This window comes from Mesorhizobium sp. M0968, assembly GCF_040319065.1.
Taxonomy (GTDB): domain Bacteria; phylum Pseudomonadota; class Alphaproteobacteria; order Rhizobiales; family Rhizobiaceae; genus Mesorhizobium.
In genome coordinates this window covers 1-25,007 of the sequence record NZ_JAMYNL010000034.1, presented here as the reverse complement: position 1 = coordinate 25,007, position 25,007 = coordinate 1, and the positions used below count along the sequence as shown (strand labels likewise).

Here is a 25,007-nt window from a genome sequence, read left to right as displayed (position 1 = left end):
GCTGCACCTGGAGCTGATCGACGGAGAGCGGTTGCTTGAGATGCTTTACACAACTAACGCGCCGAAGCCTGCCTTGCCTCCGCCGCCGGTCAAACTCGACCAGGAATGGCGGGACGTCCATGGCCCGGGTCATTCTCGCACTCGACTTTTTACTGATTACATGAGCGGATGGCCCCGTTGGGGGAGCCGCAGACGCGCTCGGCCGAAGGTGTCTGGCATTTGGTCTGAGATCGATCGGGTCGAAGCCAATTTCCGCCTGCTGCGCTTCACGCTATTGCAAGACATTCAAATTTGAGCTTCCGCACTCATGCTTTGTCGAGAGTATCTCCGTAAGTTTTAGCCGTTCTGAATCGCCGTCGGCGATGATGACGACGAAATAGGAGAACGCAATGGCTCGCAATCACGTTGAACGTCTTGGAGAGTTTAGGGAAATCTTGGTCGCGACGCGGCGCGAAGGAGTCCGTAACGTGCACCATACTCGCGACGCAATGCGGGCAAGTGGCTTTCAGATCGGGGACAGCGACGGATCCAGCTACGGAGCCGAGCTGAAGGTGCTCCAAGAGGAAATTGAGGCAGTCGATCGCGCCATCGAAGACGAGAAGCGGTTGGCCCTGGCCCTCGAGAGCGCGGCTCAATCCCGCCGACCGACTAAACCGAGAATCGTGAAGGGAACATAGAGTCCGGTAAGGCCCTTGGCGCCCGTCGCGTCGATCGCCTTCGGTCGGGCTCGTCGCCGCCGTGGTGCAGCGCCTAAAAGCGGACGTTTCGCTTTCGGCCCCTAGCGCAACGTAGAGCATCTGCTCGGCAAAAATCGCTCCTGTGAACTCCGACCTCGTATGGCGGACCAACAGGTTCGGCCAACATCAGGTGAGACGTAGTCCCAACAAACATGCAGTTCAGACAATCGATTACGCGTCTTTGTTGAAGTCGTGCCATGCGGCCGATCCGAGAGGGTCGGCCACCTCCAGCATCCTTCACTGACTGAAATACGCTTGAAAATCGGGGCCCCATGTAGACTAAGTTGCATGGACTAAGTCATGAGGCCCGCAATGCGCACCGTCAATGTCCACGAGGCCAAGACGCATCTGTCTCGTCTTGTCGACAGGGCGGCCAAAGGCGAATCCTTCATTATCGCCAAATCCGGCAAGCCGATGGTCAAGGTCGTTGCCATAGACGCACCTGCGGCCGGCGAAATGCGTCGGGTGGGGTTTATCGCCGGGCGGTTTTCAGTTCCGGACGATTTTGATCGCATGGCCGATGACGAAATCGAGAAGCTGTTTGGCGGCGATGCATGAAACTTCTTCTCGATACCCACCTTCTGCTCTGGGCGGCGGGCGAGCCCGAAAAGCTCCCGCCAGCCCTCGCTGAGATCGAGAATGCCGATAACCACTTGACGTTCAGCGCCGCAACTCCCTGGGAGATTGCCATTAAACGCGGTCTGGGCCGCCCTGACTTCAGGGTCGATGCGCGTCTTTTCGTCGGGGCCTGATCGACAATGGCTATCATGAGCTGCCAATCACCGGCGAGCATGCCGTTGCGGTGGAGGGGCTTCCACCCATCCACAAGACCCCTTCGATCGGATCCTGATTGCTCAATCGATTGTGGAAGGCATTACTTTGCTGACCGTCGACGATCTGGTCGCGCAGTATCCTGCGCCCGTCCGTCGTCTCTGATCAAGCGGACCCCAAGCGGTAGGGTAGTCCAGTTATCGCTTCAGACCACCCATGAAAGCCTTTACTCGAGCAGAGTCGACTTGGTTCCACCAGACGCCGTCGTGCTTCAGCGCGCTGGCGATGATGACCCCGTCGACAATGGCGAGGATATCCTTGGCATTGTCCGGCGTGACACCGCTGCCGACGAGCGTCGGCAGGCCGGCGGCCTGCTTGATCATGCTTATGTAGCCCAAATCTGCGGCGTGGCCGGTGCGCTGGCCAGTGGCGATGATGGCGTCGGCGTCGAAGAAGACCAAGTCCTTGACCAGTTCCTCCACCGGGCGGTCGGCGACGATGGCGTGTGCGCCGTGCTTGACATGCGCATCGGCGAAAATGCGGATGCCGTTGGCGCGCAGCCTGGCGCGGTAGCGCGCCGCGCGGCCGGACTCGCCTTCGACAAAACCCTCATTGGCGACGTAGGCATTTGCCCATTGATTGACGCGGACGAAGCCGGCGCCGGCCGCGCTGGCGATCGCCAGGGCCGGGATCGCGGCATTGGCCAGCACATTGATGCCGATCGGCCTGCCGAGTTCGCGGCGGATGCGGTCGGAAACCACCGCCATGTAGGCCGCCGTCTCCGGGCCGATATCATCAGGCTTGGCGAACGGGATGTCGCCATGGTTCTCGACGATGACGCCGTCGCAGCCGCCGTCGAGATAGGCCTTGGCGTCGTCAAGCCCGCGCTGGTAGATCGCCTCGATAGCCTCGCCGTCATAGCGCGGCGCGCCGGGCAGCGGCGCCAGATGAACGACGCCAATCACCACCTTTGTGCGGCCGAAAAGGTCCACGAGCGCGTCGCCGCCGGATTGGCCGAGCTGGGTCATGAGAGCTCCATTTGATCGATGAGCGCCGCCATCTCGGAGGCGGAAGGACAGGATGCCAGCGTGCCCGGCCGTGTCACGGCGATTGCGGCGGCGGCGAGCGCCAGCTTCAGCGCCGAGATGACCGGCATGCCCCGGGCAAGCCCACCGGCCAGACAGCCGCAGAACACATCGCCCGCGCCGCTGGTGTCGAGCGCTTCGACCTGCGGCGCCGGCAAACGAAGCGGCTCTTCATGGCCCGGGCCAAGCAGGAGACAGCCTGCGGCGCCGAGAGTGATGACGACGGTGCCTGCGCTTTTGGCCACCAGCGCATCGGCCGCCGCCGCGATGTCATCCCGGCCGGTCAGGGTTTTCGCCTCAGATTGGTTGACCACCAGAACCTCCGCCAGGCCGAGATCGGGCAGCGAGGCCGTGTCGATCGGGCTGGCGTTGAGAACTGTGCGCGCACCGTTTTTCTTTGCTGCTCTGAGGCAGGCATTGGTCACGGCAGTCCGCAAATTTCCCTGGCAGACGAGGATGTCGCCGGGAGCGATCCAGCGGACAAGTGCTGTTTGCGTCACCGGATCGAAGGCTTCGCTGCAAGCGACGCCGCTGACAATGAAATTCTCTCCGCCTTTATCGACGACGATGGTCGAGCGGTCGCTCGGCAGCTCGAATTCGATCACCTCAAGGTCTGACAACTCGCCGTCGAGGCGGCTCCTGATCCACGCGCCAGCGGGGTCCTTGCCGAGCGCCGTCCAGAACGTCACCTCTGCACCCGTGCGCGCCGCCGCGACCGCCTGGTTGGCGCCCTTGCCGCCGAGCCCGTCGGCATAGCTCACGGCATTCAAAGTCTCGCCCGCGGCAGGGAAGCGGCCGACGCGAAACACGGTATCGACGCAGGCATTGCCGACGACGTGGACATGCATGGCTCAGCTCTCACCGGTCGCCCAGCCCAGCATCTGTTCGAACAGGGTCTTGTAGCCTGGCCAGGCGATGAATTGCGGCGGCAGCCAATGCGGCCCGACATCGGATGTCCAGGCCACGGTGCGGCCCTTGCCGTAACGGCCGGTGACAAGCAGCGGCAGCGAGCCATAATCCGACGACACGCTGGCCAGGACCTCGGCCCCGTCCTTCAGCGTCACCTCGTTAAAACCGAGCAGGATCGGCCAGTCCGAGCCGAGGCCCCTGAGGATGGGATGGCTCGACCCTGGTTTTGGCACCGGCGCAAAACCTTCGGGAACCTCGACGCGGTCGTCGTAGGCCAGGCAGTTCACCGGCAGCACGTCCTCGACCGGGGTCTTGTGGTAGCGCGCGCCGCCATTGATGCCCTGGAAGCTGTAGTAACCGCCGAACATCAATAGACCGCCGCCGCCGCTGACGTAATCGCGGAGCAGGCGCAGGCGGTTCGGCGTCGGTTTGGAGTGGACCCAGGTGTCGGGATGCAGCAGCAGCGTGTTGGCGCCGATGTCGGAGAGCACGACCGCGTCATAGGCCGACAGCGCCTCCATGGTCTGTGGAAAGCCGCGCTGCGCCTCATGCGCCGGCATGAACGTGACGTCGAAGTCGGTCGCCTTCAGCGCGCCCAGCAACTCGTCTGCGCCGGTGTGGTAGGTAACGGTCGGAAACTGGTCGAAACCCTTGATATGGGTCGCGGTCGACACCCAGGATTCGCCGGCAAGCAGGATCTTCTTCTTCGACATTTGAACTCCAGTGTAATTCCAGGCCGCTTAGAGCCGCGCGAATACGCTTTTCGGATTGGCGATCAGCATGCGGTCGATGGCCGGCTGCTCGACGCCATGGCGTTTCAGGCGCGGTATGAAATGCTTCAGGATGTAGCCATAGCCGAAGCCGCCGAAGCGCGTCAGCATGATCTTGAGGAACACATCCTGCGACAACAGCAGGCGGTCGCCGAAGCCCGCCTCGACAAGGGCGGCGACGGCGCGTGCGTTCTCTTCGTCGGAGGGCGATTGCGCGTCCTGGTCGGCATAATAATAGTCCATGCCGATCATGTCGTATTCGAGGAACGCGCCGCGCCGGGCGAGGCTTTTCTGGTAGTCGGGATCGTCGTGGCTCGGGTTCATGTGGCAGAGCACGGTGTGGCGAAGATCGGCGCCTTCGGCCTCGACGATATCGAGCACCTCGTGCGCAAGCCGCTCCCAGCCGGGCAGATGGATCGACAGCGGCACGCCGGTTATGCGCGAGGCGCGTGCCGAAGCTCGCAGCGACTTTCGTTCCTCGGCGGTGAAATCCTTGCTGACGCCGACCTCGCCGATCAGCCCGGCCATGATCGGCGGCTGCGTCTCGCCGCCGCCGACATCGTTGACGATGAACTCGGTCACGGCGTCCACATCCATCGCCTTCAGCCATTCGGGATGGGTGTGCTCGAGATAGAAGCCGGTGCCCATGACGATCTTCAGGCCGGACATGCGGCTGATGCGAGCGAGCTTTTCGGGGGCGCGGCCGATGCCGATATTGGTGGCATCGACGACGGTGTGGCCGCCCAGCGCGCGATAGCGCTGCAGCTCAGACAGCGCCAGGTCGGCGTCGTCGAGCGAGACGTTGTCGCGGTTGACGTATGGGTTCATGCGCAACTCGCCGATGATCTCGATGTTCACCGGCTGCTCGGCGATCGCCATGTCGTCGGGATGGCAGGGGCATTTCCAGCTGCGCGCGCCATCGAGCAAGATGTGCTCGTGCATCAGCGTGATGCCCATGTCGTCGACCGGAACTGGGCCGAGCACGGTCATCACATGGCCTGTTTCGACCCCGATCGCCAGCCGCTGGCCCGGCACTGCGTCATCGAACAGACCGCTCATCGGCTCAACGGCTCCGCACGGCGCCGCGAAACAGGCGGAAGTTCAGCCAGATGGCGATCAGGATGATCGTTCCGGTGACTATCGGCGTCAGGAAAGGCGACAGATGCGCCAGGATCAGGCCGTTGCCGATGACGGCCACGGTCAGCGCGCCGAGCACCGTGCCGATGATCGTTCCGCGGCCGCCGAACAGGCTGGTGCCGCCGAGCACGACGGCGGCGATGACTTCCAGCTCGAAACCCTGGCCGGCATTCGAAGATCCCGATCCAAGCCGGGCAGCAATGATGATCCCGGCAAGGGCTGCCGCGGTGGCGGAAATCACATAGACGAAGAGCGTCGTCTGCCGCGTGTTGACGCCGGCGCGCCGCACCGCCTCGGCGTTGGCGCCAATGCCGGTGACATAGCGGCCGAATGGCGTCTCGTTGAAGGCGAGATAGGCGATGGCCAGGATCGCCAGCGCGATCAGCGCCGGCACCGGCACGCCAAGAAACCAGGCGCGGCCCAGCACGGTGAAAGCGCTTCCGGGCTCGATGGGGATGGAATAGCCGCCGGTGATCAGCAGCGCCACGCCACGGATCACCGAAAGCCCGGCAAGCGTGACGATGAAGGACGGGATGCCCTCATAGGCAATGAAATAGCCCTGTACCGCCCCAAGTAGGGCGCCGAGCGCTAACATGGCGAGGATAACGACTGGCCACGGCAGGCCAAACTGCAAAACCGTCGCCGACAGCGTCGCCACCAGCGCCAGCACGGAGCCGACCGAAAGATCGATGCCGCCAGTGGTGATGACGAAAGTCATTGCCGCGGCGACGATCAGCAGCGGCGCCGACTGCCGAAGGATGTTCAACAGATTGGGCGATGTCAGAAACGCGTCGGTCGCAACCGAGAAGATGATGCAGACGACCAGAAAGAACAGCGCGATTGAGACGACGCTGCCATTGGCGAGCAGCGCATCGCGCCAGGTGCCCCTGCGTACTCGTGAGGGCTGGGCGGTGTGGATCGCGTCGCTCATGCCGGCGCTCCACCGCGATAGCCATTGGTGGCGGAACGCGCACTGAACTTGCGGCCGACGATCAGATTGACCACGTCTTCGATATTGGTCTCGCCGATCAGCCGCTCGGCGACATTGCGCCCTTCATACATGACCTGGATGCGATCGCAGACGAGGAACAGATCCTGCAGCCGGTGGGTGATCAGGATGACGCTGACACCGCGCGCACTGACCGCGCGGATCAGTTCGAGCACCGCCTCGACTTCGGCCACGGCAAGCGCTGCCGTCGGCTCGTCCATGATCAGCACGGCCGGCTCGAACGAGGCGGCGCGGCCGATCGCGATCGACTGGCGCTGCCCGCCGGAGAGGTTTTCGACCTTGAGCCGCGTGTCGGCAATGACGATGCCAAGCCGATCGAGCATCTGGCGCGTCTCGTCATGCATGCGCTTCTTGTCGAGAAAGGAAATGCCTGCGATGCGGCGCCGCGGCTCGCGGCCAAGAAACAGATTGCCGGCAACATCGACCGTGTCGCACAGCGACAGGTCCTGGTAGACCATCTCGACGCGCGCCGCACGTGCGTCCGCCGGGGAGCTGAAGATCATCGGCTTGCCGTCGATCTCGATGGTGCCGGCGTCGGGAACCACTGCCCCCGACAGCACCTTGCTCAATGTCGACTTGCCGGCGCCATTGTCGCCGACCAGCCCCAGCACCTCGCCCGGCTTCAGCGTCAGCGACACGTCATCGAGCGTCTGGATGGCGTTGTAGCGCTTTGAGATGCCGCTCATCCGCACCCGATAGGTCTGGCCACTGCTCATCTGGAATTCCACGCGATTGCAAGGGATCCGCGGCGCAGCCTCGGGCGGCGCCGCGGCTCGGTCGCCGACGCAGTTTACTTGAACATCGCGCGATATTGGTCGACATTCTTCTTGGTCACGATCGTCACCGGGATATTGATGATCGGGTCGATTTTCTCGCCCTTCTTGATCTTGCCCAGCGCTTCGACCGCGGCCTTGCCTTCGCCGGCCGGATCCTGCTGCACGACCGCCACCACCCAGCCGTCATCGATGCCCTGAACGGCCTGCTTGGTCAGGTCCCAGCCGAACACCTTGACGTCGCCGGTGCGGCCCTGGCTGGTCACCGCCGAAACGGCGCCGAGCAAGGCCGGCTCTCCGGTCGCATAGAGCGAGTTCATGTCCGGATTGGCCGTCATCAGGTTTTCCGAAGCGCTCAACGCGGTCTCCTGAACGTTCTGGCCGTCGACTGTGTCGAGGAAGGTGACGGCTTGGCCGCTTTCGGTCACCGCCTTCTTGAAGCCGTCGAGGCGCTGGTTCTGGATGAATGAATTGAGTGCGCCGACGATGCCGATCTTGGCCTTGCCGGCCATATCGGTCTTCACATAGTCGGCGTAGAATTTGCCGATGTCCTCGCCGGCTTTGGTGTTGTCGACGCCGATGAACGAAATATTGTCGCCGTCGGGGATCTGCGCGTCGATGGCTATGACGGGAATGCCGGCCGCCTTGGCTGCAGTAATCGCAGGCTTGACGCCGTTGACGTCGATGGCGACCAGAATGATGCCGTCGACTTTCTGCGTGATGTAGTTCTCGATCGCGTCGTTCTGCGCGCTCGGCACATTGTTGGCGTTGAAAATGACCAGCTTGGCGCCAGCGGCGTCGGCAGCCTTTTGCGCGCCCTCGTTGATCTGGTTGAAGAACAGGGCCTGCTGGTTGATGTTGACGAGAGCGAACGTATCGGCAAGCGCCGATCCCATGGCTGCCGAGCCCATGGCAATGGCGGCGGCACAGCCGGCGAGAAGTTTGAACAGACGCATTTCGGTTCCCCTTGCTTGCGGACCAGACCTCGGCTGGTCCCGTTGGTGCTACAGGCACGAGGCAAGCATTCAAGAGACTTGAATATTTGTCAATCCAAATGAACGCACAGCGTTGCTCAGAAAGTCGCCGGCGTGTTGACCCAGAAAATGCTAGCGCGTTCCTCGCCGATGTTGCGGTAATGATGCGGCAGCTCCGACCTGAACACGAAGGCATCACCCGTGGCGAGAGCATGGCGCTTGCCGTCGACGATCAGTTCGACCCGCCCGGCGAGCACGTAGCCGACTTCCTCGCCGGCATGCTGGATCGGACCTTCGCTCGAGCCCTCTGCCTCGATGTGATGGATGTTGCATTGCAAGAGGTGGCCAGGCGAATACGGGATGATACGTTCGAGCGAAATTCCTTCCCCACGCCGTAGCGCGTCGAGCGCGATCAAAGGCCTTGCGCCCGCCCGGAATACGATCGCCTCGTCGTCGTCGACTTGCTCGAACATCCAGCCGATGTTGGTGTCGAGAACCTCGACCAGACGGTGAAGCATGGGCAGGGACGGCGAAGCCTTGCCGTTCTCGATCTTGGACAGCAGGCTTTCCGAGCAATTCGCAGCCGCGGCCAGCGTCTTCAGCGTCATGCCGCGTGTCTGGCGGGCGAGGCGCAGCCGAGTTCCAAGTCTTGCGGCATTTACGGTGGCGTCCGTTTCTGATTCTGGCCGCCGTCGATCGATTTTGTTCATCTGTTCGCCAACCATTCAACGGTCAAGGGCAACTATCGCGCGAGCAAAAGACCTCGGCTGACGATTTGCAAGTGCTGATGCGTCAAATTCGAGACTGCAGCCGTAGCTGCCTCATCCGGCGAATGCCGCTCCCGCATGAACCGTGCTGATGATCCCGCGCCAGTTATCCCCTATCGCTTGGCTGTCCATCGTGGTCGAAATCGCCAGCCGTTACCGCGTTTGCGTTATGTGGCGAGTGGACTTGGAACGGCAATGCGGGCAAGGCGGGCCACGCAGCCAATCTACACAACCACGGCCGCGCCGACACGATCTGTCACCGAATTGCGGAGCGCGCCCAGAAGTCACCCGCGGCAGCGCCCCATGGAGTTACGCCCAGGGGCGTAGGCTCTCGATAGCCGCGATGTATCCAATGAAATCCCTGGGGCAGTCGCGCACCGCTTAAGCTTCGGCAATTTTGAAGAAAGTCCAACAGAATTAATGGACTAGCACCTTGCTTATGTAAGTTGCGGAAGTGACGCGCGGTTAATGCTTTAGAAGTATAGACACATCGACACGAGGTGCGAAGAAGCAACGCCAATACAGCTGGTTGGTTACAACATATTTATTTTCGCAGATATGGTATTGCCCGTCCGGGGATTCCTGTACCCGGTCCCGTGGGATGGTGAAATTATGCGGCAAATAAGTGTACCCGCCGTCCACCCTGGACCGCACCGAAGACCGGGGTATGGCGCGGCAATCTGAACCGCCGCAGCACTTGAATTTGGTCTGGGGGTCAATCTTGTCTTCGTACCAATCATGGGCGTTAGCGGCTGTTGCGGCGGCGATACACATCGCCGTGAAGATGAGCCTTCGCATGGCATTCCTCAAGTATCTGGCAGGCGCTGCTCGTTGGGGCTTCCATGTATATTAGCGTTCCATTGAAAATACCATTGGCCTCCGACCGACTTAACGCAGCTCCAGCAACCGACGCTCGCAACGGAAGACCGCATTGGGTCACGTCAGGACGACACTTGCGCCGACCAACGGTCAGCTCTTGTCGCTCCGCGTTGGAAACCCGACCGTTTGCTCTGCGCCAATGTCGGCCGTAGACGTCGGTCTTGTCATTGCCCGGAAGCAGACGTCGCCCAAAGCGGGAGCGATCGTGGTTGCGCGACATCTCGAGCACAGACTAGCTATAGTGGAGCGTTACGGCGACCCAGCAGCAGAGCGATGCCCAACGCCGGAAGCGTCGCCGTCGCGACGACGAGGAAGACGAATTGCAGGCCGGCCGACGCGGCGACCAAGCCGAGCGCCGGGCTGCCGAAGCCGAGCGCCACGTCGAGGAAGACGGTGTAGAGTCCCATGGCCAGGCCGCGGCTGCGTTGCGGAAGACGGCCTACGGCCTCGGCACCGAAACCGGGATACACCAGCGAGTAGCCAAGGCCAGTCAGGCCCGCTCCGATGGCGGCGAGAACAGGCCCGGGCGCAAGCCAGGTCAGCATCAGCCCTGCCGCCTCGACCGCCACGAAGATCACAGCGACGCGCGCGCCCCCCAACCTGTCAGGCAGGTGGCCGAAGCACAGCCTTGCCGCGATCAGCGACGCGGCATAAGCGGTGAAGGGAAGCCAGACCGGCTGCCAGCCGCGTTCGGCAAAGAGCAGCGCGCCAAAGGACAGGATCGCGCCATAGCCAAGGCTGCTGAAAGCAGCTCCGACGCCGGGAAGCCAGACCGCTTGCGCCACGCTCGTCCATGACTGTCGCGCGGCGCTCGCGGCGAGGCTGGTGCCACGCATAGGCAGGATGGCAAGCAGCGTCGCAAGCGGCAGGCCGACCGTCGCGAGTGCGATCGCGGCGAAGCCGCTCGCCGCATAAAGCGCAGATCCGATCGGCGCGCCTAGCGCGAGCGCCGCGAACATCGCCGTGCCCACCCGGGCTATGACCTTTCCGGAGTTCTGTCCGCCCGCAAGGGAAAGGCCCCAGGCGACGCCGCCGGTGATGATGAAGCTCTCAGACGCGCCCAGTACCGCCCGGCCGGCGAAGAGCGCCGATGCGGACGCTACGGGCCGGTCGAGCAATGCCAGCGAGCCGACGTAAATGAACCCCGCCAGGGCAGCGGCAATGAGGCCGACGACGACGGCCCGCTTGCCGCCGCGCCCATCGGCATAGTTTCCAGCCCCAATGCGCGACAGCATCGAGGCGACGAACTGGCTGCCCGTCACCAGCCCGACTGCGAAGGGGCCGAAGCCGAGCTGCTGGTGAAGATGCAGCGGCAGGACGGGTAGCGCCAAGCCGATCAGGAGGAAGCCGGCGAAGACAGCCGCCATGATTGGCGCCAGTTCCGCTGTCGCGCCATTTCGGTCTGAAGTCCGCGCCATTGTGGCCATCGATGACAGGTTGACAGTCGGGCTGTTCCGATCAGTAACGTTCGTAGGTTACGCGCCAGCCTTCGGCCGGATTGTCCGGGGTGAGGACCAGTTTGTTGCCCAAGACTTCGAATTTGCGTTTCATGCTCTTCCCGACAAGGTTGCGGACCAGGGAGGACTCGATCGTGATGACGAAGGTCTTGTCCTGGTCGTTGATGGCGACCGGCCCGTAATAGGCTTCGTAGCCACTTGCCGTATAAGGCGTGTCCGGCGCCTTGGCGTCGGGGTTCTGGGCCTGCACCGAGAGGGTGCCGGCCTCGGTGAAGATGACCTGGCCGGAATATGGCACGGGCTTGAGGTTTCCATCGGCACCGGCCTCGAGCGACCTCATGCGCCATGCGCCGATGATCGGGGACTCTTGCGAGAAAGCCGGCGTGATAACTGAAAGCGCAAGGGCGGCGATCTTCAATCTCATCGTCATATGTCGTTGTTCCTTTTCTGATTTGCGGGTGCGGACAGGCCGTCCGCCCAATCTTCGCTCACACCGAAAGCATGACCTTGATGGCGCGCCGCTCGTCCATGGCGCGGTAGCCTTCAGCGACCTCGACCAACGGCATCTTGAGGTCGAAGACCTTGCCGGGCTTGATCCTGCCCTTGAGCACACGGTCCATAAGGTCGGGCAGGAAGCGGCGCACCGGCGCGGGGCCGCCCAGCATGCGCTTCTGGCCGAAGAAGAGATTCGGGCCATCGAAGCTCACGCCATGCGGCACGCCGACATAGCCGATAGTGCCGCCGGGGCGAGAGCAGGCCAGCGCCTGGTCGAAGGATTCCGCCGTGCCGACGCATTCCAGCACGGAGTCCGCGCCGACGTCCTTAGTGAGCTCCTGGACGCGCGCGACGCCTTCCTCGCCACGCTCGGCCACAATGTCGGTGGCGCCAAACTCGCGGGCGAGTTTTTGGCGGCTGACGTGCCGGCTCATGGCGACGATGCGCTCGGCGCCCATCTCCTTGGCCGCAAGCACGCCCATCAGGCCGACCGCACCGTCGCCGACCACCACCACCGTCGATCCTTCTCGGACCTCGGCTGCGTCGGCCGCATACCAGCCGGTGCCGAGCACATCGGACACAGCCAGCAGGTCGGGGATGAGTTCGTCCGGCGGCACCTCGGCGGTGGCGACCAGTGTGCCATCCGCCAACGGCACGCGGGCATAAGGTGCCTGCGCGCCCGACATGAATTCGCGTTGCACGCAGGACGACTGGAAGCCGAAGCGGCAGTGCGGGCAGGTATTGTCGGAGAGACAGAACGAGCCGACGACGAACTGGCCGGGACGGACCGTGCGCACCTCTGCGCCGACCTCGATGACGATGCCACAATATTCGTGGCCCATATGCATTGGGCCGTCGACCGGCTGCAGCCCGCGATAGGGCCACAGGTCCGAGCCGCAGATGCAGCTTGCCGAAAGCTTGATGATGGCGTCCGTTGGCCGCATGATTTTCGGATCGGCGATTTCCTCGCAGCGGATGTCGCCCGGTTTGTGAAGAACAGTTGCGAGCATTTTGGTTCCTTTCGAGTGGAGAAGATCAGGCGCCGTAGTCGGCGTCGCTGACATGTTCCAGCCAGTCCACGACCTCGCCGTCTTTGACCTCCTGGAGGGCAATGTGGGTCATGGCGGTCTGAGGCGACGCGCCGTGCCAGTGCTTTTCGCCGGGCGCGAACCAGACGACGTCCCCCGGACGGATTTCTTCGACCGGGCCACCCTCGCGCTGCACGCGGCCAAGGCCAGAGACGACGATCAGCGTCTGGCCGAGCGGATGCGTGTGCCAGGCGGTGCGGGCGCCGGGCTCGAAGGTCACCTGTGCGCCTTGGACCCGCCCGGCATCGAAGGGATTGAAGAGCGGATCGATCCGAACCGTGCCGGTGAACCAGTCAGGTGGCCCCTTGCCGGAAGGCCTCGTGCCAGCGCGAAGAATGTCCATGGTGATCTCCGTTGGGTCCTCAACTACGTTCGACGCGAAGCGGGAACGCGCCGCGAATGTGCAGGGCCTGCTCGCCCTCGTCGAAGCGGCCGAGCCTGATCAGCCCGGTATGGCGATACTCCGCGTAGAACATGGCCAGGTTGCCCCAGGGCATGAAATAGCAGAGGTCATAGGGCTGCTCGTTGGCGAACGGACCACTTCCCTTCTCCGTCAGCTTGCGCGGCAAATAGGCGATCTTCTCGTTATGCGCGTAGTCCTCGATCTTGAGATCGAGCGGCAGCATGGAAAAGAAATCCCACGCCGACGGATTGTCGTAGAGCGTGGCGGTCATGGTGCGGCCGTTGAAAACCATCCTGATCTTCATGTCGGTGGGCTCCTGGCTGACTGAGGCTTCGCGTTCTTGGCCGGCGGCTGCGCGAGGCAGGGCCGCCACCGCGAGCGCGGCGCCGAGCAATGTCCGGCGGCTGAGCGGCGCACGCTCGATGGTCATGGCAAAGACCTCCGGGCCATATGCGATGCGGCAAAGGCGGCGAGCGCCGATCCGCAGAGCAGCACCGCGCCTAGAGTGAACGCTCCCCACCAGCCGACCGTATCGAAGAGCGTGCCGCCGATCGCGGCACCGCCTGTAATGGCGAGCTGGATGACGGCTACCTGCAACCCGCCGCCGGCCTCTGCGTCGTCCGGCAACGTTCGGCTGAGCCACGTGCCCCAGCCAACGGGCGCGGCCGTGCCGAAGAAGCCCCAGGCAACGAGCAGCAGCGCCGTGGGAACCGGGAAGGCACCGAGGGCGATGAGCGCAGCGGCCAGCCCTGCCATGACCAGCGGGATGACGATGAGGACGCTGAACAGGCGCGTGCGCAAAAGCCGGCCTATGCAGAGGGTGCCGAGCACCCCGGCCAGCCCCATCGCCAGCAGGATCGCCGAAAGCTCGGCGATGTCGAGCCGGGTGACGCTCTCGAGGAAGGGCCGCAGATAGGTGAAGAGCGCGAACTGACCCATGAACAGCATCATGATCGACGCCATGCCGGTGGCGACAGGAAGACGGCCGAGGAGCGCCAGCGGATTGCCTGGACGCTTCCTCCGGCGCGGGAGCAGCGCCGGCAGGCTTGTCCACTGCCAGACCAGCGCCAGGACCCCAAGCGGCACGACGAGGAAGAAAGCGCCGCGCCAGCCGACATAGGCGCCAAGAAAACTGCCCAGCGGCGCGGCGATGGTGGCCGCAATGGCATTGCCAGCGTTTAGCATGGCGAGACCCTTCGGAACCATGTCTTGCGGCACGAGGCGCATGACGATCGCGGTCGACATCGACCAGAACCCGCCGATCGCGATTCCGAGCAGCGCCCGGCCGACCATGAGGAACGCGTAGTTCGGCGCGAAGGTGACAGCGAGCCCGGACACGATCAGGAGAAGGGTGAAGCCGGTCACGACCAGTCGGCGGTCGATCCGGCGCGTGAGGCCCGCGGCCAGCAGGCTGGTCACGACGGCGAAAGCGCCCGAAATCGAGATCGCCTGTCCCGTGCGGCCCTCGGTGATGCCGAGATCGGCCGCTAGCGGCGACAGCAGGCTGACCGGCATGAATTCCGACGCGATGAGCACGAAAACACACAGCGCCATCGACAACACCGCGCCCCATGCGGCGCGGTCTTCGACAAGCCTTGTGTCGTAGGTCGTTTCCATGATTGGCATCCTTGCAAGGCGACTGGGGCGGATCAGCCGCCCGTCCCGTCGCCATGCCGGAAGATATTGCAGAGGAACCCATTCTATTAGACTGAGTAATTCGCATGGACTTATCTGCTCATGATATAAATGTCCGATCGGAGGTGCCCTATGCAGCGCGATGGCATGAAGGATCTGCTCTGGTTCGTGGCGGTCGCGCGGGAGCGCAGCTTCACCAAGGCGGCGGCCAAGCTCGGAACCTCGCAGTCGACCCTGAGTTCGACAATCAAGGAGCTTGAAGCTCGTCTTGGCGTCCGCCTGCTGACACGTACGACGCGGAGCGTCGCACCGACCGAGGCCGGCGAGCGACTTTTCCAATCTCTTGTTCCCCGCTTCGAGGAAATCGAAGCCGACCTCGCAAGCCTGGTGGCCTTTCGCGACAAACCCTCCGGAACGGTCCGTATCACGCTGTCCGACCATGCGCTCCAGACGACCGTCTGGCCGAAGCTGCAGCCCTTGCTCGGCGACTATCCTGACGTGTGCGTCGAGCTCTACAGCGACAACGGCATGAAGAACATTGTGGAGGAGCGCTTCGACGCAGGCGTGCGGCTTGGTGAGAGCATCGACAGGGATATGATCGCAGTGCGCATCGGGCCGGATTGGCGGCTCGTCGCCGTGGCTTCGCCCGAGTACTTTTCCCGCCATCCGGTTCCGACCGCACCCCAGGATCTGGTCGATCATGACTGCATTAATATGCGGCAGGCGACGTTCGGCGGATTATATGCCTGGGAATTCGCCAGGGATGGCCGCGACCTTCGTGTGCGGGTGGAAGGCCAACTCACCTTCAATTCGTCCATTCCCATGATCGAGGCTGCGATAAGCGGTTTCGGGATCGCCTATATCCCGGAAAACCTCGTCAGCCACCACATCGCCAAGGGATGCCTTAGGCTCGTGCTTGACGACTGGAGTCCGCCGTTTGCGGGCTATCACCTCTACTACCCGAGCAGGCGACAGCTCTCGCCTGCGATGGCGGTGATCGTTGAGGCGCTCCGCCATCGCATCTGACGGGAGGTCGGGCAGTTTGCGTCTCAGCGCCGCAAGGCCCGATCTGGCTGCCTCGGGGTCGTCCAGAGTGATCACCAGGGCCTTTGCGCTGTCCATTTTCGCGGCGGCCACCATCTCCTCCTGCGAAGCGTTGCCGAAAAGGACCGGTAGACGTTCTTTCCGGGACCGCTCTACATTTTTTTGCGTCGAGGTCGACTGCAACCCACCTGTATCCACGCTCGTCGAGCAATCTGCCGATCACCCGGTCTACCCGCCCGAACCCGGCAATGACGAATGCCCGGACACGGCGGACTGAAGCAACGCAGCATTTTCCACTTTGAGGCGAAGTAATTCTCAACTATGGTCCGCCAGGCTTAAGGCACGGGGGATTGCCGATGGTTTTATCACGCAGGGGTGTCGTGCGCGGCGGCCTGGCGCTGGTCGCGGTGGGTGCAACCAGCAATATTGTTCAAGCCGCGACTGCAAAATCCTTTTTCGCCGGTACCGCCAGCGACAACAATTTTGTCTATCGCAAGACCAACTTCGCCAAGATCGACAAGAGATGGCATCGCCAGATCGTCAAGTATTTCAGTAGCGAGCCGGTCGGCACCGTCGTGGTCGATACCCGCCACCATTTCCTCTACGTCATCATGGAAAACAAGACCGCCATCCGCTACGGCGTCGGCGTGGGCAAGGACGGCTTCAAATGGTACGGCCGCGCGACGATCGACCGCCGCGCGCTGTGGCCGGACTGGGTCCCGCCTCCCGAAATGCGCAAGCGCAGGCCGGAGCTACCGGACATGGTCGCAGGCGGCGCGTCCAACAATCCGCTCGGGCCGCGCGCGCTCTATCTGCACCGCGACGGCGCCGACACCGGCTACCGCCTGCATGGCACGCTGGAGCCATGGAGCATCGGCACCGACGCTTCCAGCGGCTGCATCCGCATGTTCCCGGAAGACATCATCGACCTCTACCAGCGCTGCCCGATCGGCACCGCGGTGCAGGTCCTGCCGCACATCGCCGACCAGGCGCCCGCTTCCACCACTGTCGAATGATTGGCGCTCATGAACCGCATGATTGAAAACACGCGCCGGCTGCTCGCCGCCGGCCTGCTGGTGCTGGCCGTATCCTGCTCGACCAGCAACACGCTGGCCCCTTCCACGCCCGACGTCACCAACACCGAGGTTGCCGGCTTCCAGAACGTGCAGCCGGGCAGCGAGGAGGATTTTATCCTCAATGTCGGCCGCCGCACCTATTTCACGCAAGGTTCGGCCGCGCTCGATTCCGTCGCCAAGGCCACCCTCGACACCCAGATCGCCTGGTTGGCAAAGCATCCGCGCTGGCTGCTCAAGCTGCAGGGTTTCGCCGACGATCCCGGCGCAAAGGAAATGGCGCTATCGCAGCAGCGCGCCGATGCGGTGATGGACTACCTCGCCGCCGGCGGCATAGACCGCAACCGCATGTGGGCCAAGGGCTACGGCAAGGACAGGCTCGTCCGCGAGTGCCCCGACACCGCCTGCAGGTCGCAGAACCGCCGCGTTGTGTCTAATTTGCGCGATGAGAGGGACGAGCCGTAGGGGGCTGCTGTTCTGCTTGTGACCCGAAGCAGAGTCTCGCACGCGACGGCGGTATGGCTGCTTTGCGCCGCAATGTCGGCCATAGAGGCGAACTTTGCCTCCCCCGGAAGCAGACACTGCAATTGACCGCGCTGAAGGTCGTGATCGCGCCAGAGCCTGCAAAGGCACAACTCGGCACACGAGGGCGAACATTCCGCTGCGGAAACAACTTGAAGAAACGCTTCGCGACCCATAGCATGCCGCGCCATGGTGAAATCTGAGGTCAGTGAGATCGGTCGGGTTTTTGAGCCAGTGCAAGGTAGGGAGGATAATAATTATGGCTTCCGAAGTACAGGCAAACAACGGTGTTAACGTAGAGGCGCTGCTCGGCGCACGCGAAGCGCTCACCAACGCCCCGGAGGCAGCGCAGTTCAAGTGGCGCGCGGCCTGCGAATGGAAGGATGGCACCCACAGCCACTCGTCGGTCGAGAGCTTCTACGGTCTCGGCGAGGATCAGCATCGCAAGACCACCTTCACATTCGACGCAGACCATCCGGAGGTCTTCGCTTCCCAGGACAAGGGCGCCACGCCCGTCGAATACGTGCTGGTCGGACTGGCGAGTTGCCTGACCGCCGGCATCGCCGCGGTTGCCCAGAACCGGAACATCCAGTTGAAGTCGGTGAAGGCGACCATCGAAGGCGACATGGATCTCGCCGGAATTCTCGGCATCGACAGCGACGTGCGCAACGGCTTCAGCGGCATCACGGTGAAATACAACATCGACGCCGACGCCAAGCGCGAGGACATCGAGGCTATCGTCGCTCAGTCGCAGAAGCGGTCGGCGGTCTATGACATTGTCACCAATCCGACGAACGTCACGGTCGTGGTGAATTGAAAGGCGCTTCGAACCGTAGACTCTCCTGATGAGAGGGTGCGATTAGTTCCGTCACCACAGCGATCGTCGGCGCGGGGCACGCGGGGCTCGCGATGAGCCGCTGCCTCGCGGAGCGCTCTATCGACCATGTGCTGCTGGAGCGCGGCGAGATCGCCCATACCTGGCGCACCGAGCGATGGGATTCACTGCGGCTGCTCACCCCGAACTGGCAGAGCCGGCTGCCGGGCTTTCGCTATGACGGCGACGATCCCGACGGCTACCGGACGATGCCTGAGGTGATCGACTTCCTCGGGAACTATGCCAAGGCGATCTCGGCTCCGGTCAGAACCCACACGACCGTTACCTCGGTTCGCAGCGACGGGGCGGGATATCTTGTGCGCACGGACCGCGGCGAGTGGCGGTGTCGGACCGTCGTGCTGGCGTCGGGCGCGTGCAACATCGCGCGCCTGCCCGACGTCGCCAGCCGCGTGCCGCCGTCGGTCGCCATGCTGACGGCACAGTCCTACCGCAATCCGGGTCAGGTCGCCGACGGTGGCGTGATGGTGGTGGGTGCGTCGTCGAGCGGCACCCAGATCGCACAGGAGCTGCAGCGTTCGGGGCGTCAAGTGACCCTGTCGGTGGGCGAGCACATCCGGGCGCCCCGCGTCTATCGCGGCAAGGACCTGGAATGGTGGATGGACGCCGCCGGCGTGCTCGACGAGCGTTACGACGAGGTGGACGACATCAGGCGGGCGCGACGGGTTCCTTCGCTACAGCTTGCCGGCACGCCCGACCGCATCACCCTCGACCTCAATGCGCTCGACGACCTCGGCGTCCGGCTCATCGGTCGTCTTGCCGGCATCACCGAAGACGGCAAGGCCCAGTTTGCGGGGTCGTTGCGCAACATGTGCGCGCTTTCCGATCTCAAGATGGCCCGGCTGCTCGACCTCATCGACGAATGGGCGCGCGCCAACGGCCTGGACGCTACGGTCGGGCCGCCGGATCGCCCGCCGCCGACCCGTGTCGAGGACAACCCGCCGCTCGGTCTCGATCTTGCCGGAGACGCTATCAGGACGATCATCTGGGCCACCGGCTACCGGCCGGACTACTCCTGGCTGGAACTGCCGGTCCTCGACCGCAAGGGCCACGTCCGTCACGACGGCGGTGTAGCGGAACATCCGGGCCTGTACCTGATGGGGACGCAGTTTCTGCGCCGCCGCAAGTCTGCTCTGATCGACGGCGCTGGCGACGACGCGCGGGATCTCAGCGATCATCTGGCATCGTACCTCGGGCAAAATTCAATCTGATAGCAGAATCAACGTCTGAGACTCCAGAGGGAACAGGTTGGTTGCCGCGACACCCCCGAATTCTGCGCCCCTGCAGTCATATTCCCAAATGCAGCTTTGGCTTCCAGAAGGGGCGGAACAACTCAATCTTTGGACAGCGGTTCATCACCACTTTCAAGCCCGCTTCCTCCGCCAACTGGGCGGCAGCGTCATCGCGCACCCCAATCTGACCCCACAGAACCTTGGCATTAATTGCGATGGCCTCCTGTGCAACTTCCAACAGATCTTCGGAGCGGCGAAAAACCTCAACCATATCCACAGGCCGGTCGATGGCCGCTAGTGACGCGTACACCTTAAGCCCTCGAATCTCATCCAGACCGGGACTGGGGTTGACCGGGATCATGTCGTAGCCGATTTCGTGCAGCACCCTGAGTACCCCATAGGAAAATTTAGTTTTATCGGGGCTGGCCCCAACCATCGCGATGGTTTTGACCGAATTCAGAATGTCTTGCAGATAAGCCTCCGAATAGGGCTCATCATGATTCATATGGGTCATTTCTTTGCTTCCAACGGGGTCGCAATATCGGCTTTCAATTCATGAGCGGCCAGCGGGTCAAGGAAGGGGTTGCGATAGAGCTTGTCGTGGCTCTCAACGCCGACCTCCAGCGTGCAGTCGCTCAAAGGGCGGGCGACGCAGAGGATTATATAGCCATTGTTGATCTGGCGGTTGTTCAGCGCCCGCTGCGCTTTTTGATCGACTTTGCCGCTGATTATTTTGGCCGCACAGGTTATGCAGCCGCCATACTTGCACCCATACGGCAGATCCACGCCCTGCTCGCGCAAGCTTTGCAAGAGGGGCTTGCGGTGATCGACGTCAAAGGCCGCACCGCCTTGATTGGCGAGAATGATGGTGAAGCAGGTCATACCCAGATGTCACTCGTGCAATCACCCCCGGGATAACGGGTTTCGTGGCAGCGGCTTGGTCCATTTGGTTCCTTACCAAAATCAACAACGAATAGCGGATCGATTTCCATGCCGCCGTTTTCCGTATCGCAATTGACCATCAGCATGCATCCGCCATTGGTGCGGATTTCCGGATAGAACTGATTATCCCACGTCGAGAAGAGTGAGGTCGTCACATAAAGGCGCTTGCCGTCGAGGCTGAGCTGTATCATCTGAGGCCCGCCAGTCACTTTCACGCCATTGACCTCAGGCGCACGGCCGAGAAGTCCGCCCATCCACACTTGTCCGGTAAGCTTGGCGTTGTGAGGGTCCGAGATGTCGTACTGACGAATGTCGCCATGCAACCAGTTGCAAAGATAGAGGTATCTATCGTCCATGCTGAGCAGAATGACCGAGATCACGCCCGGTATTGGTATCGGCCATGCGGGATGCGGCTCATTGCCGACATCGACAATTTTTTCCCATTGCCAGTCACCCGCCGCGTTCTTCCACCAATGGATGATATTTGCAGAAAGGGCCGCGCCAACAAAGCCGTGACTGCTGTCGGGGTTATGATGGAATCGCACTTCCAGTGGGATCAAGCCATCTTCACCGAGATAGAATGTTTGCTTTGGCTCCTTCTTTTCAAAATCCCAGAAATGGATCTCTCGGCCATATTTCAGATGACCAACCTCTTCCAGGTCAAAGCCAGGCATGAAGGTATTGGGCGCGGCCCATTCCGAGCTGACCATTACGTTGTGTCGCGGCTGGTACCAGAAATCATAACCAAACTTGATCCTGCCCATGGAATTTTCCCAGCGGCCGACAATCTCGAACTCCTTGCTGAGTTGCAAATAGCCGCCGGGGGCATTGCCCTGGGCGTCACCAAGCATGGAAACGATGATGTCCGAGCCCAGGCAATGCACCGTGTGTGGCGCCGACAGGTTAGTCCTGGCTTTGATTTCAGCGCCGTCTATCACCTTGAACAGTGTCGGGCTGCGCGGATCGGTACCGCAATCGACAATATGCAGATTTGACGAGCGCACACCCGGCACGATCAGATATTTCCGCTCCATGCTCGCATCGCCATGGCACGACGAACAGGCATTCCAGCCCGAGTGATGAAGCTCATCGCCAATACCCGGCATTTGCAAACGCGAAATCACCTGGCTGTAGGTCGAACTCTCCGGGTCGACATCAATCGTGCACAGATAGTCCGGCTTCTGAATGCCCGTGCCGGTGTAGATGGCAATCGTATAGAGCAGCTTTTCGCGAGGTGCCGTCATCGCCTCGGCTGGAGAAGCATAGCCCGGTCCACAGCAATGATTGGTCATGGGTACTTCCCTTTGAACAGATCACTCGCCAGCCCCAAAGGGGCAAGCTGGAATGTTAGTGCATGCTTGGCATTGGCGCTATGGCCGGGGAGGCGGAGGCGGCATAATAGGCGCGCCCGACGGGGTTGACAGCCAGATGATCGTGCGCGAACGGCTCGACGATCATCCACCTGCCGTCCGGATTGAGCGAGCTACGAGCATGCGTGACATGGCGTCGAGGCTGCCGATCTCCCCCACAACAACGGTACAACAACGGGGAAGTTGCGCTCTCTCCCAAAACGCGGCTCCGCCTCGCTTTTTTATTGATCACGGCAAAAAAACAACGCTAACTGGCTCCCGCGAGGGGCCATGCTGACAAGTGATGAAGTGGGAGCAATCCCGTTGTTTTCGGGTTTGCCGGCGGCAGAGCTGGAGCGGCTGGCGCGGACAGCGGCCGATCTTCACCTCAGCCCCGGAGAGTTCGCGATTCACGAGGGTGGAGAGGCCGCGCTGTTTGCGGTTCTCGCCGGCAAGATCGAAGTCGTAAAGACCTTCGACGGCATCGAGCGAACGCTGGGTTGGCGTCTGCCGGGAACGATCTTCGGCGAGGTGCCGATTGCGCTTGGCTCGGGTTTTCCCGGTGGCTATCGCGCCGCCGAATTTTCCCGCGTCATGCGCATCGACGTTCAGCAGTATTATTCCATCGCCGCGGTGTCAAAGGACGTGGCCCAAAAGGTCAGCGCGCTTGCCCGCGAGCGGATGGGCGGGCTGCAAAGCGTCACTGCCGAGCCGCAGAGGCCGCGCGTCACATTGGTCGGCCATCGCTGGGACACGGCGTGCGGCGAACTGCGCCGGTTTCTGGCCCGCAACCAGATTTCGTTCACCTGGCTGTTGCCCGACACGTCGGATGCCGAGGCTTTCTGGTCTGCCCTCAGCAGGCCGGCTCTCGATGGTCCCGTTGCCCGGCTGGCGGACGGGGAGATTATCGAAGCACCCGCCGTGCGCGATCTTGCCATCCGCCTCGGGCTGCAGACGCGCCCGCGCGGCGCCGAGTACGACGTCGCGATCATCGGCGGCGGACCGGCCGGTCTTGCGGCTGCGGTCTATGGCGCCTCCGAGGGGCTGCGCACCATCGTCGTCGAACGCGAGGCGCCCGGCGGGCAGGCGGGAACATCCTCGCGCATCGAGAACTATCTCGGCTTTCCAAGCGGCATTTCCGGCGACGAGCTTGCCAGCCGCGCGCTGCAGCAGGCAAAGCGGCTCGGCGCCGAAATCCTGGTCACCCGTTCGGTCGCCGGCATCGACCCGACGACGCACGAGGTGGTGCTCGACGGCACCGATGTCGTGCGCGCCCGCAGCCTCATCCTGGCAACCGGCGTCGCCTGGCGCCGTCTTGCCATCGACGGGTTCGACCGGTTGATCGGCAAAGGCGTTTATTATGGCGCCGCGCGCAGCGAGGCGAGCAGCACGCATGGGCAGGATGTCTACCTGATCGGCGCCGGCAATTCGGCCGGCTAGGCGGCGATGCATTTTTCCGGCCATGCGCGCAGCGTGACGCTGCTGGTGCGCGGCCCCTCGCTTGCCGACAGCATGTCTCACTATCTGATCGAGCAGCTCAGGGCGAAATGCAACGTAAAGGTCCAGCTTCACTCCGAAGTCCAGGCGGTGCACGGCGAGACGCACCTGACGGCGATCGACATTCTCGACAAGACCGGCAACGAGGTGAGCCGGCACCAATGCGGCGGGCTGTTCGTGTTCATCGGCGCCAACGCCGAGACCGAGTGGCTGCCGGCCGACGTAGCGCGCGATGCACGCGGTTATGTGCTGACCGGCGACGACGTGAAGAAGGCCGGGCTCTGGTCGCATGGCCGCGACCCCTACCTGCTCGAGACCAGCGCGCCCGGCATCTTCGCCTGCGGCGACGTACGCCTGAGCCCGGTCAAACGCGTTGCCTCGGCGGTCGGCGAGGGCAGCATGGCCATCGCCTTCGTCCACCAGTATCTGGCCAATGAAGAGAAAGTAGACCGCAACCAAAGCTAGAGGGTCAAGTAACCAGAATGTCATCAGCCGGTCGATTCGGCGTGAAAACCGCCAATTAAGCATCGAAAGCACGCTTGACGGCTGGCCGCACTTCGCCGCGGGCTACATAAGCGGAGAGGTTCGGATATTCGTCCAGTATACCCGATCCGTTCAACCTGCGCAGCACCGCCACCATCAGAAGGTCACCGGCCCTGAACGCACCATCGAGCCAGTCGGCATTGCCCAGGCGATCGGAAAGTTCGCCGAGCCGGCCACGGATGCGATCCTCGACCATGGGCAGGCGCTGCTTATGCCAGGTCTCGTCGCGGGTCGTCAGCGGCCCCAAGGCTGGCGGGCGGCAATGCGCCCCTTCCTGGACATTACCAAAGCAAGACCACGGGGAATTCTGACCCACGTCCCGAACTTCATGGCCTTCGTCTCGCTGGAATGTCTAACGCGACTCCGTCATGATGTCCCAGCCCTGTCGAGCGACGCTGCCAAAGCCGTTGACGCCAACGCAGGTGATGAGGGCAGGCTAGACCAGTGCAGCAGATCCGCCCGGCGACTTTTCTTTTTGCGGCCCGAGCCCTGCGCGACATGGGCGATGGCTTCGTGGCCGTTCTGTTGCCGGTCTATCTCCTCGCATTAGGCTTCGCGCCTCTGCAGGTCGGCATCATTGCAACCGGATCGCTGCTCGGTTCAGCGCTCTTGACCATCGCCGTCGGACTCCTTGGTGCCCGACACGATCACCGCCAACTCCTGCTTGCCGCCGCCAGTCTGATGGTGGCCACGGGTGTGGCCTTTGCTGTGGTCCACGACTACGCGCTGCTTTTGGTGATCGCCTTCGCAGGCACCATCAACCCGTCGGCCGGCAGCGTCAGCGTGTTCGTGCCCTTGGAGCATGCCGTCCTCACACGCGAAGTCACCGACGCCGCGCGGACCAAGATGTTCGCGCGCTACAGCCTTGTGGGTGCGCTCGCAGCCGCGGTTGGCGCGCTCGCTTCGGCAACCCCTGATCTTCTGGCTCCAGCCGGCCTCGACCAACTCACCGGCATCAAGGCGATGTTCGTGCTCTATGCGTTGCTGGGCCTGCTCGGCGGTCTCCTTTACGCGCAGATCCCGC

Annotated in this window: 25 protein-coding genes and 4 pseudogenes; 10 read left to right on the top strand and 19 right to left on the bottom strand. The window is 62.7% G+C overall.

The features are described from left to right. Window positions 1–389: 389 nt before the first annotated feature. The 3 genes and pseudogenes from NKH67_RS30305 (at window position 390) to NKH67_RS30295 (ending at window position 1,673) form a co-directional block, all read left to right on the top strand. Entirely contained in the window at window positions 390–677 is a 288-nt protein-coding gene (locus NKH67_RS30305) for a hypothetical protein (protein ID WP_023679221.1), read from the top strand. Between the two features lie 372 nt (window positions 678–1,049). After that, window positions 1,050–1,295, top strand: a complete 246-nt coding sequence (locus NKH67_RS30300; RefSeq protein ID WP_353032515.1) for a type II toxin-antitoxin system Phd/YefM family antitoxin — start codon at window positions 1,050–1,052, stop codon at window positions 1,293–1,295. Continuing rightward, window positions 1,292–1,673 (top strand): annotated as a pseudogene (locus NKH67_RS30295) (type II toxin-antitoxin system VapC family toxin). Before NKH67_RS30300 ends, NKH67_RS30295 begins: the two are co-directional and overlap by 4 nt. A gap of 32 nt (window positions 1,674–1,705) precedes the next feature. On the opposite strand, the gene NKH67_RS30290 reads toward NKH67_RS30295, so the two are convergent. From NKH67_RS30290 to NKH67_RS30225, 14 genes are all read right to left on the bottom strand, one after another. After that, complete coding sequence (locus NKH67_RS30290; RefSeq protein ID WP_352474307.1) at window positions 1,706–2,536, bottom strand: BtpA/SgcQ family protein; 831 nt, start codon at window positions 2,534–2,536, stop codon at window positions 1,706–1,708. Further along, window positions 2,533–3,441 carry a ribokinase gene (locus NKH67_RS30285; protein ID WP_353032513.1) on the bottom strand — a complete coding sequence of 303 codons (909 nt, stop codon included), beginning with the start codon at window positions 3,439–3,441 and terminating at the stop codon, window positions 2,533–2,535. Before NKH67_RS30285 ends, NKH67_RS30290 begins: the two co-directional genes overlap by 4 nt. 3 nt (window positions 3,442–3,444) lie before the next feature. Continuing rightward, the gene (locus NKH67_RS30280; protein WP_352775811.1) at window positions 3,445–4,215 is read right to left on the bottom strand and encodes a glutamine amidotransferase; all 771 of its coding nucleotides are present in this window, start codon (window positions 4,213–4,215) and stop codon (window positions 3,445–3,447) included. 27 nt (window positions 4,216–4,242) lie between these two features. Further along, entirely contained in the window at window positions 4,243–5,331 is a 1,089-nt protein-coding gene (locus NKH67_RS30275; RefSeq protein WP_352780207.1) for a phosphotriesterase family protein, read from the bottom strand. Between the two features lie 4 nt (window positions 5,332–5,335). Beyond that, the gene (locus NKH67_RS30270; protein WP_352503424.1) at window positions 5,336–6,340 is read right to left on the bottom strand and encodes an ABC transporter permease; all 1,005 of its coding nucleotides are present in this window, start codon (window positions 6,338–6,340) and stop codon (window positions 5,336–5,338) included. Next, window positions 6,337–7,134 (bottom strand): ATP-binding cassette domain-containing protein, encoded by a 798-nt coding sequence (locus tag NKH67_RS30265; RefSeq protein ID WP_352775819.1) that lies wholly within the window; start codon window positions 7,132–7,134, stop codon window positions 6,337–6,339. Before NKH67_RS30265 ends, NKH67_RS30270 begins: the two co-directional genes overlap by 4 nt. 74 nt (window positions 7,135–7,208) lie before the next feature. Next, window positions 7,209–8,147, bottom strand: coding sequence for an ABC transporter substrate-binding protein (locus NKH67_RS30260; RefSeq protein ID WP_352449198.1), 939 nt, complete (start codon window positions 8,145–8,147; stop codon window positions 7,209–7,211). A gap of 116 nt (window positions 8,148–8,263) precedes the next feature. Next, window positions 8,264–8,875, bottom strand: a complete 612-nt coding sequence (locus tag NKH67_RS30255) for a cupin domain-containing protein (RefSeq protein WP_352685658.1) — start codon at window positions 8,873–8,875, stop codon at window positions 8,264–8,266. A 1,172-nt stretch (window positions 8,876–10,047) separates the two neighbouring features. Continuing rightward, entirely contained in the window at window positions 10,048–11,229 is a 1,182-nt protein-coding gene (locus tag NKH67_RS30250; protein ID WP_353032511.1) for an arabinose transporter, read from the bottom strand. A gap of 40 nt (window positions 11,230–11,269) precedes the next feature. Beyond that, entirely contained in the window at window positions 11,270–11,698 is a 429-nt protein-coding gene (locus NKH67_RS30245; protein ID WP_353032509.1) for a lipocalin-like domain-containing protein, read from the bottom strand. A 58-nt stretch (window positions 11,699–11,756) separates the two neighbouring features. After that, entirely contained in the window at window positions 11,757–12,773 is a 1,017-nt protein-coding gene (locus NKH67_RS30240) for a zinc-dependent alcohol dehydrogenase family protein (RefSeq protein ID WP_353032507.1), read from the bottom strand. A gap of 25 nt (window positions 12,774–12,798) precedes the next feature. After that, entirely contained in the window at window positions 12,799–13,194 is a 396-nt protein-coding gene (locus NKH67_RS30235; protein WP_352616226.1) for a (R)-mandelonitrile lyase, read from the bottom strand. Between the two features lie 19 nt (window positions 13,195–13,213). After that, window positions 13,214–13,684 carry a cyclophilin-like fold protein gene (locus tag NKH67_RS30230; protein ID WP_353032505.1) on the bottom strand — a complete coding sequence of 157 codons (471 nt, stop codon included), beginning with the start codon at window positions 13,682–13,684 and terminating at the stop codon, window positions 13,214–13,216. After that, entirely contained in the window at window positions 13,681–14,871 is a 1,191-nt protein-coding gene (locus tag NKH67_RS30225) for an MFS transporter (protein WP_353032503.1), read from the bottom strand. The genes NKH67_RS30230 and NKH67_RS30225 overlap by 4 nt, the downstream gene beginning before the upstream one ends. Window positions 14,872–15,021: 150 nt before the next feature. Here NKH67_RS30225 and NKH67_RS30220 point away from each other — a divergent pair, with 150 nt between their 5' ends. Beyond that, on the top strand, window positions 15,022–15,915 hold the full coding sequence (locus NKH67_RS30220; protein WP_353032501.1) for a LysR family transcriptional regulator: 894 nt from the start codon (window positions 15,022–15,024) through the stop codon (window positions 15,913–15,915). Between the two features lie 12 nt (window positions 15,916–15,927). Here NKH67_RS30220 and NKH67_RS30215 read toward each other — a convergent pair. Next, window positions 15,928–16,131, bottom strand: a pseudogene (locus NKH67_RS30215) (NAD-binding protein); the annotation flags it as partial. A gap of 158 nt (window positions 16,132–16,289) precedes the next feature. Between NKH67_RS30215 and NKH67_RS30210 the strand changes: the two are divergent. The 4 genes from NKH67_RS30210 (at window position 16,290) to NKH67_RS30195 (ending at window position 19,631) form a co-directional block, all read left to right on the top strand. Beyond that, a complete protein-coding gene (locus NKH67_RS30210) occupies window positions 16,290–16,949 on the top strand; it encodes a L,D-transpeptidase (protein ID WP_353032499.1) in 660 nt (219 codons plus the stop codon). A gap of 9 nt (window positions 16,950–16,958) precedes the next feature. Then, a complete protein-coding gene (locus tag NKH67_RS30205; protein WP_353032497.1) occupies window positions 16,959–17,471 on the top strand; it encodes an OmpA family protein in 513 nt (170 codons plus the stop codon). 316 nt (window positions 17,472–17,787) lie between these two features. Next, window positions 17,788–18,345, top strand: a complete 558-nt coding sequence (locus tag NKH67_RS30200; protein WP_023679231.1) for an OsmC family protein — start codon at window positions 17,788–17,790, stop codon at window positions 18,343–18,345. A gap of 41 nt (window positions 18,346–18,386) precedes the next feature. Next, the gene (locus tag NKH67_RS30195) at window positions 18,387–19,631 is read left to right on the top strand and encodes an NAD(P)-binding domain-containing protein (RefSeq protein WP_352686769.1); all 1,245 of its coding nucleotides are present in this window, start codon (window positions 18,387–18,389) and stop codon (window positions 19,629–19,631) included. A 76-nt stretch (window positions 19,632–19,707) separates the two neighbouring features. On the opposite strand, the gene NKH67_RS30190 is transcribed toward NKH67_RS30195, so the two are convergent. Genes NKH67_RS30190 through NKH67_RS30180 form a run of 3 tightly spaced genes read right to left on the bottom strand, consistent with a single transcriptional unit; the run spans window position 19,708 to window position 21,886 of the window. Further along, a complete protein-coding gene (locus NKH67_RS30190; RefSeq protein ID WP_352542637.1) occupies window positions 19,708–20,157 on the bottom strand; it encodes a CoA-binding protein in 450 nt (149 codons plus the stop codon). 5 nt (window positions 20,158–20,162) lie between these two features. Continuing rightward, complete coding sequence (locus NKH67_RS30185; RefSeq protein WP_352474288.1) at window positions 20,163–20,534, bottom strand: 2Fe-2S iron-sulfur cluster-binding protein; 372 nt, start codon at window positions 20,532–20,534, stop codon at window positions 20,163–20,165. Continuing rightward, window positions 20,531–21,886 (bottom strand): selenium-binding family protein, encoded by a 1,356-nt coding sequence (locus tag NKH67_RS30180; protein ID WP_352542634.1) that lies wholly within the window; start codon window positions 21,884–21,886, stop codon window positions 20,531–20,533. Before NKH67_RS30180 ends, NKH67_RS30185 begins: the two co-directional genes overlap by 4 nt. Window positions 21,887–22,234: 348 nt before the next feature. Here NKH67_RS30180 and NKH67_RS30170 point away from each other — a divergent pair. After that, window positions 22,235–23,905: pseudogene (locus tag NKH67_RS30170) on the top strand (FAD-dependent oxidoreductase). A gap of 55 nt (window positions 23,906–23,960) precedes the next feature. Here the strand turns inward: NKH67_RS30170 and NKH67_RS30165 are convergent. Beyond that, a pseudogene (locus NKH67_RS30165) lies at window positions 23,961–24,209 on the bottom strand (glutathione S-transferase family protein); the annotation flags it as partial. A gap of 272 nt (window positions 24,210–24,481) precedes the next feature. On the opposite strand from NKH67_RS30165, the gene NKH67_RS30160 reads away from it, so the two are divergent. Beyond that, window positions 24,482–25,007: MFS transporter (locus tag NKH67_RS30160; RefSeq protein ID WP_353032522.1), on the top strand; the 526-nt coding region annotated here is incomplete at its 3' end.

Coding starts and splice junctions, on each gene's coding strand:
- NKH67_RS30305 (WP_023679221.1), top strand. CDS start 390: ATGGCTCGCAATCACGTTGAACGTCTTGGAGAGTTTAGGGAAATCTTG.
- NKH67_RS30300 (WP_353032515.1), top strand. CDS start 1,050: ATGCGCACCGTCAATGTCCACGAGGCCAAGACGCATCTGTCTCGTCTT.
- NKH67_RS30290 (WP_352474307.1), bottom strand. CDS start 2,536: ATGACCCAGCTCGGCCAATCCGGCGGCGACGCGCTCGTGGACCTTTTC.
- NKH67_RS30285 (WP_353032513.1), bottom strand. CDS start 3,441: ATGCATGTCCACGTCGTCGGCAATGCCTGCGTCGATACCGTGTTTCGC.
- NKH67_RS30280 (WP_352775811.1), bottom strand. CDS start 4,215: ATGTCGAAGAAGAAGATCCTGCTTGCCGGCGAATCCTGGGTGTCGACC.
- NKH67_RS30275 (WP_352780207.1), bottom strand. CDS start 5,331: ATGAGCGGTCTGTTCGATGACGCAGTGCCGGGCCAGCGGCTGGCGATC.
- NKH67_RS30270 (WP_352503424.1), bottom strand. CDS start 6,340: ATGAGCGACGCGATCCACACCGCCCAGCCCTCACGAGTACGCAGGGGC.
- NKH67_RS30265 (WP_352775819.1), bottom strand. CDS start 7,134: ATGAGCAGTGGCCAGACCTATCGGGTGCGGATGAGCGGCATCTCAAAG.
- NKH67_RS30260 (WP_352449198.1), bottom strand. CDS start 8,147: ATGCGTCTGTTCAAACTTCTCGCCGGCTGTGCCGCCGCCATTGCCATG.
- NKH67_RS30255 (WP_352685658.1), bottom strand. CDS start 8,875: ATGAACAAAATCGATCGACGGCGGCCAGAATCAGAAACGGACGCCACC.
- NKH67_RS30250 (WP_353032511.1), bottom strand. CDS start 11,229: ATGGCGCGGACTTCAGACCGAAATGGCGCGACAGCGGAACTGGCGCCA.
- NKH67_RS30245 (WP_353032509.1), bottom strand. CDS start 11,698: ATGACGATGAGATTGAAGATCGCCGCCCTTGCGCTTTCAGTTATCACG.
- NKH67_RS30240 (WP_353032507.1), bottom strand. CDS start 12,773: ATGCTCGCAACTGTTCTTCACAAACCGGGCGACATCCGCTGCGAGGAA.
- NKH67_RS30235 (WP_352616226.1), bottom strand. CDS start 13,194: ATGGACATTCTTCGCGCTGGCACGAGGCCTTCCGGCAAGGGGCCACCT.
- NKH67_RS30230 (WP_353032505.1), bottom strand. CDS start 13,684: ATGACCATCGAGCGTGCGCCGCTCAGCCGCCGGACATTGCTCGGCGCC.
- NKH67_RS30225 (WP_353032503.1), bottom strand. CDS start 14,871: ATGGAAACGACCTACGACACAAGGCTTGTCGAAGACCGCGCCGCATGG.
- NKH67_RS30220 (WP_353032501.1), top strand. CDS start 15,022: ATGCAGCGCGATGGCATGAAGGATCTGCTCTGGTTCGTGGCGGTCGCG.
- NKH67_RS30210 (WP_353032499.1), top strand. CDS start 16,290: ATGGTTTTATCACGCAGGGGTGTCGTGCGCGGCGGCCTGGCGCTGGTC.
- NKH67_RS30205 (WP_353032497.1), top strand. CDS start 16,959: ATGAACCGCATGATTGAAAACACGCGCCGGCTGCTCGCCGCCGGCCTG.
- NKH67_RS30200 (WP_023679231.1), top strand. CDS start 17,788: ATGGCTTCCGAAGTACAGGCAAACAACGGTGTTAACGTAGAGGCGCTG.
- NKH67_RS30190 (WP_352542637.1), bottom strand. CDS start 20,157: ATGAATCATGATGAGCCCTATTCGGAGGCTTATCTGCAAGACATTCTG.
- NKH67_RS30185 (WP_352474288.1), bottom strand. CDS start 20,534: ATGACCTGCTTCACCATCATTCTCGCCAATCAAGGCGGTGCGGCCTTT.
- NKH67_RS30180 (WP_352542634.1), bottom strand. CDS start 21,886: ATGACCAATCATTGCTGTGGACCGGGCTATGCTTCTCCAGCCGAGGCG.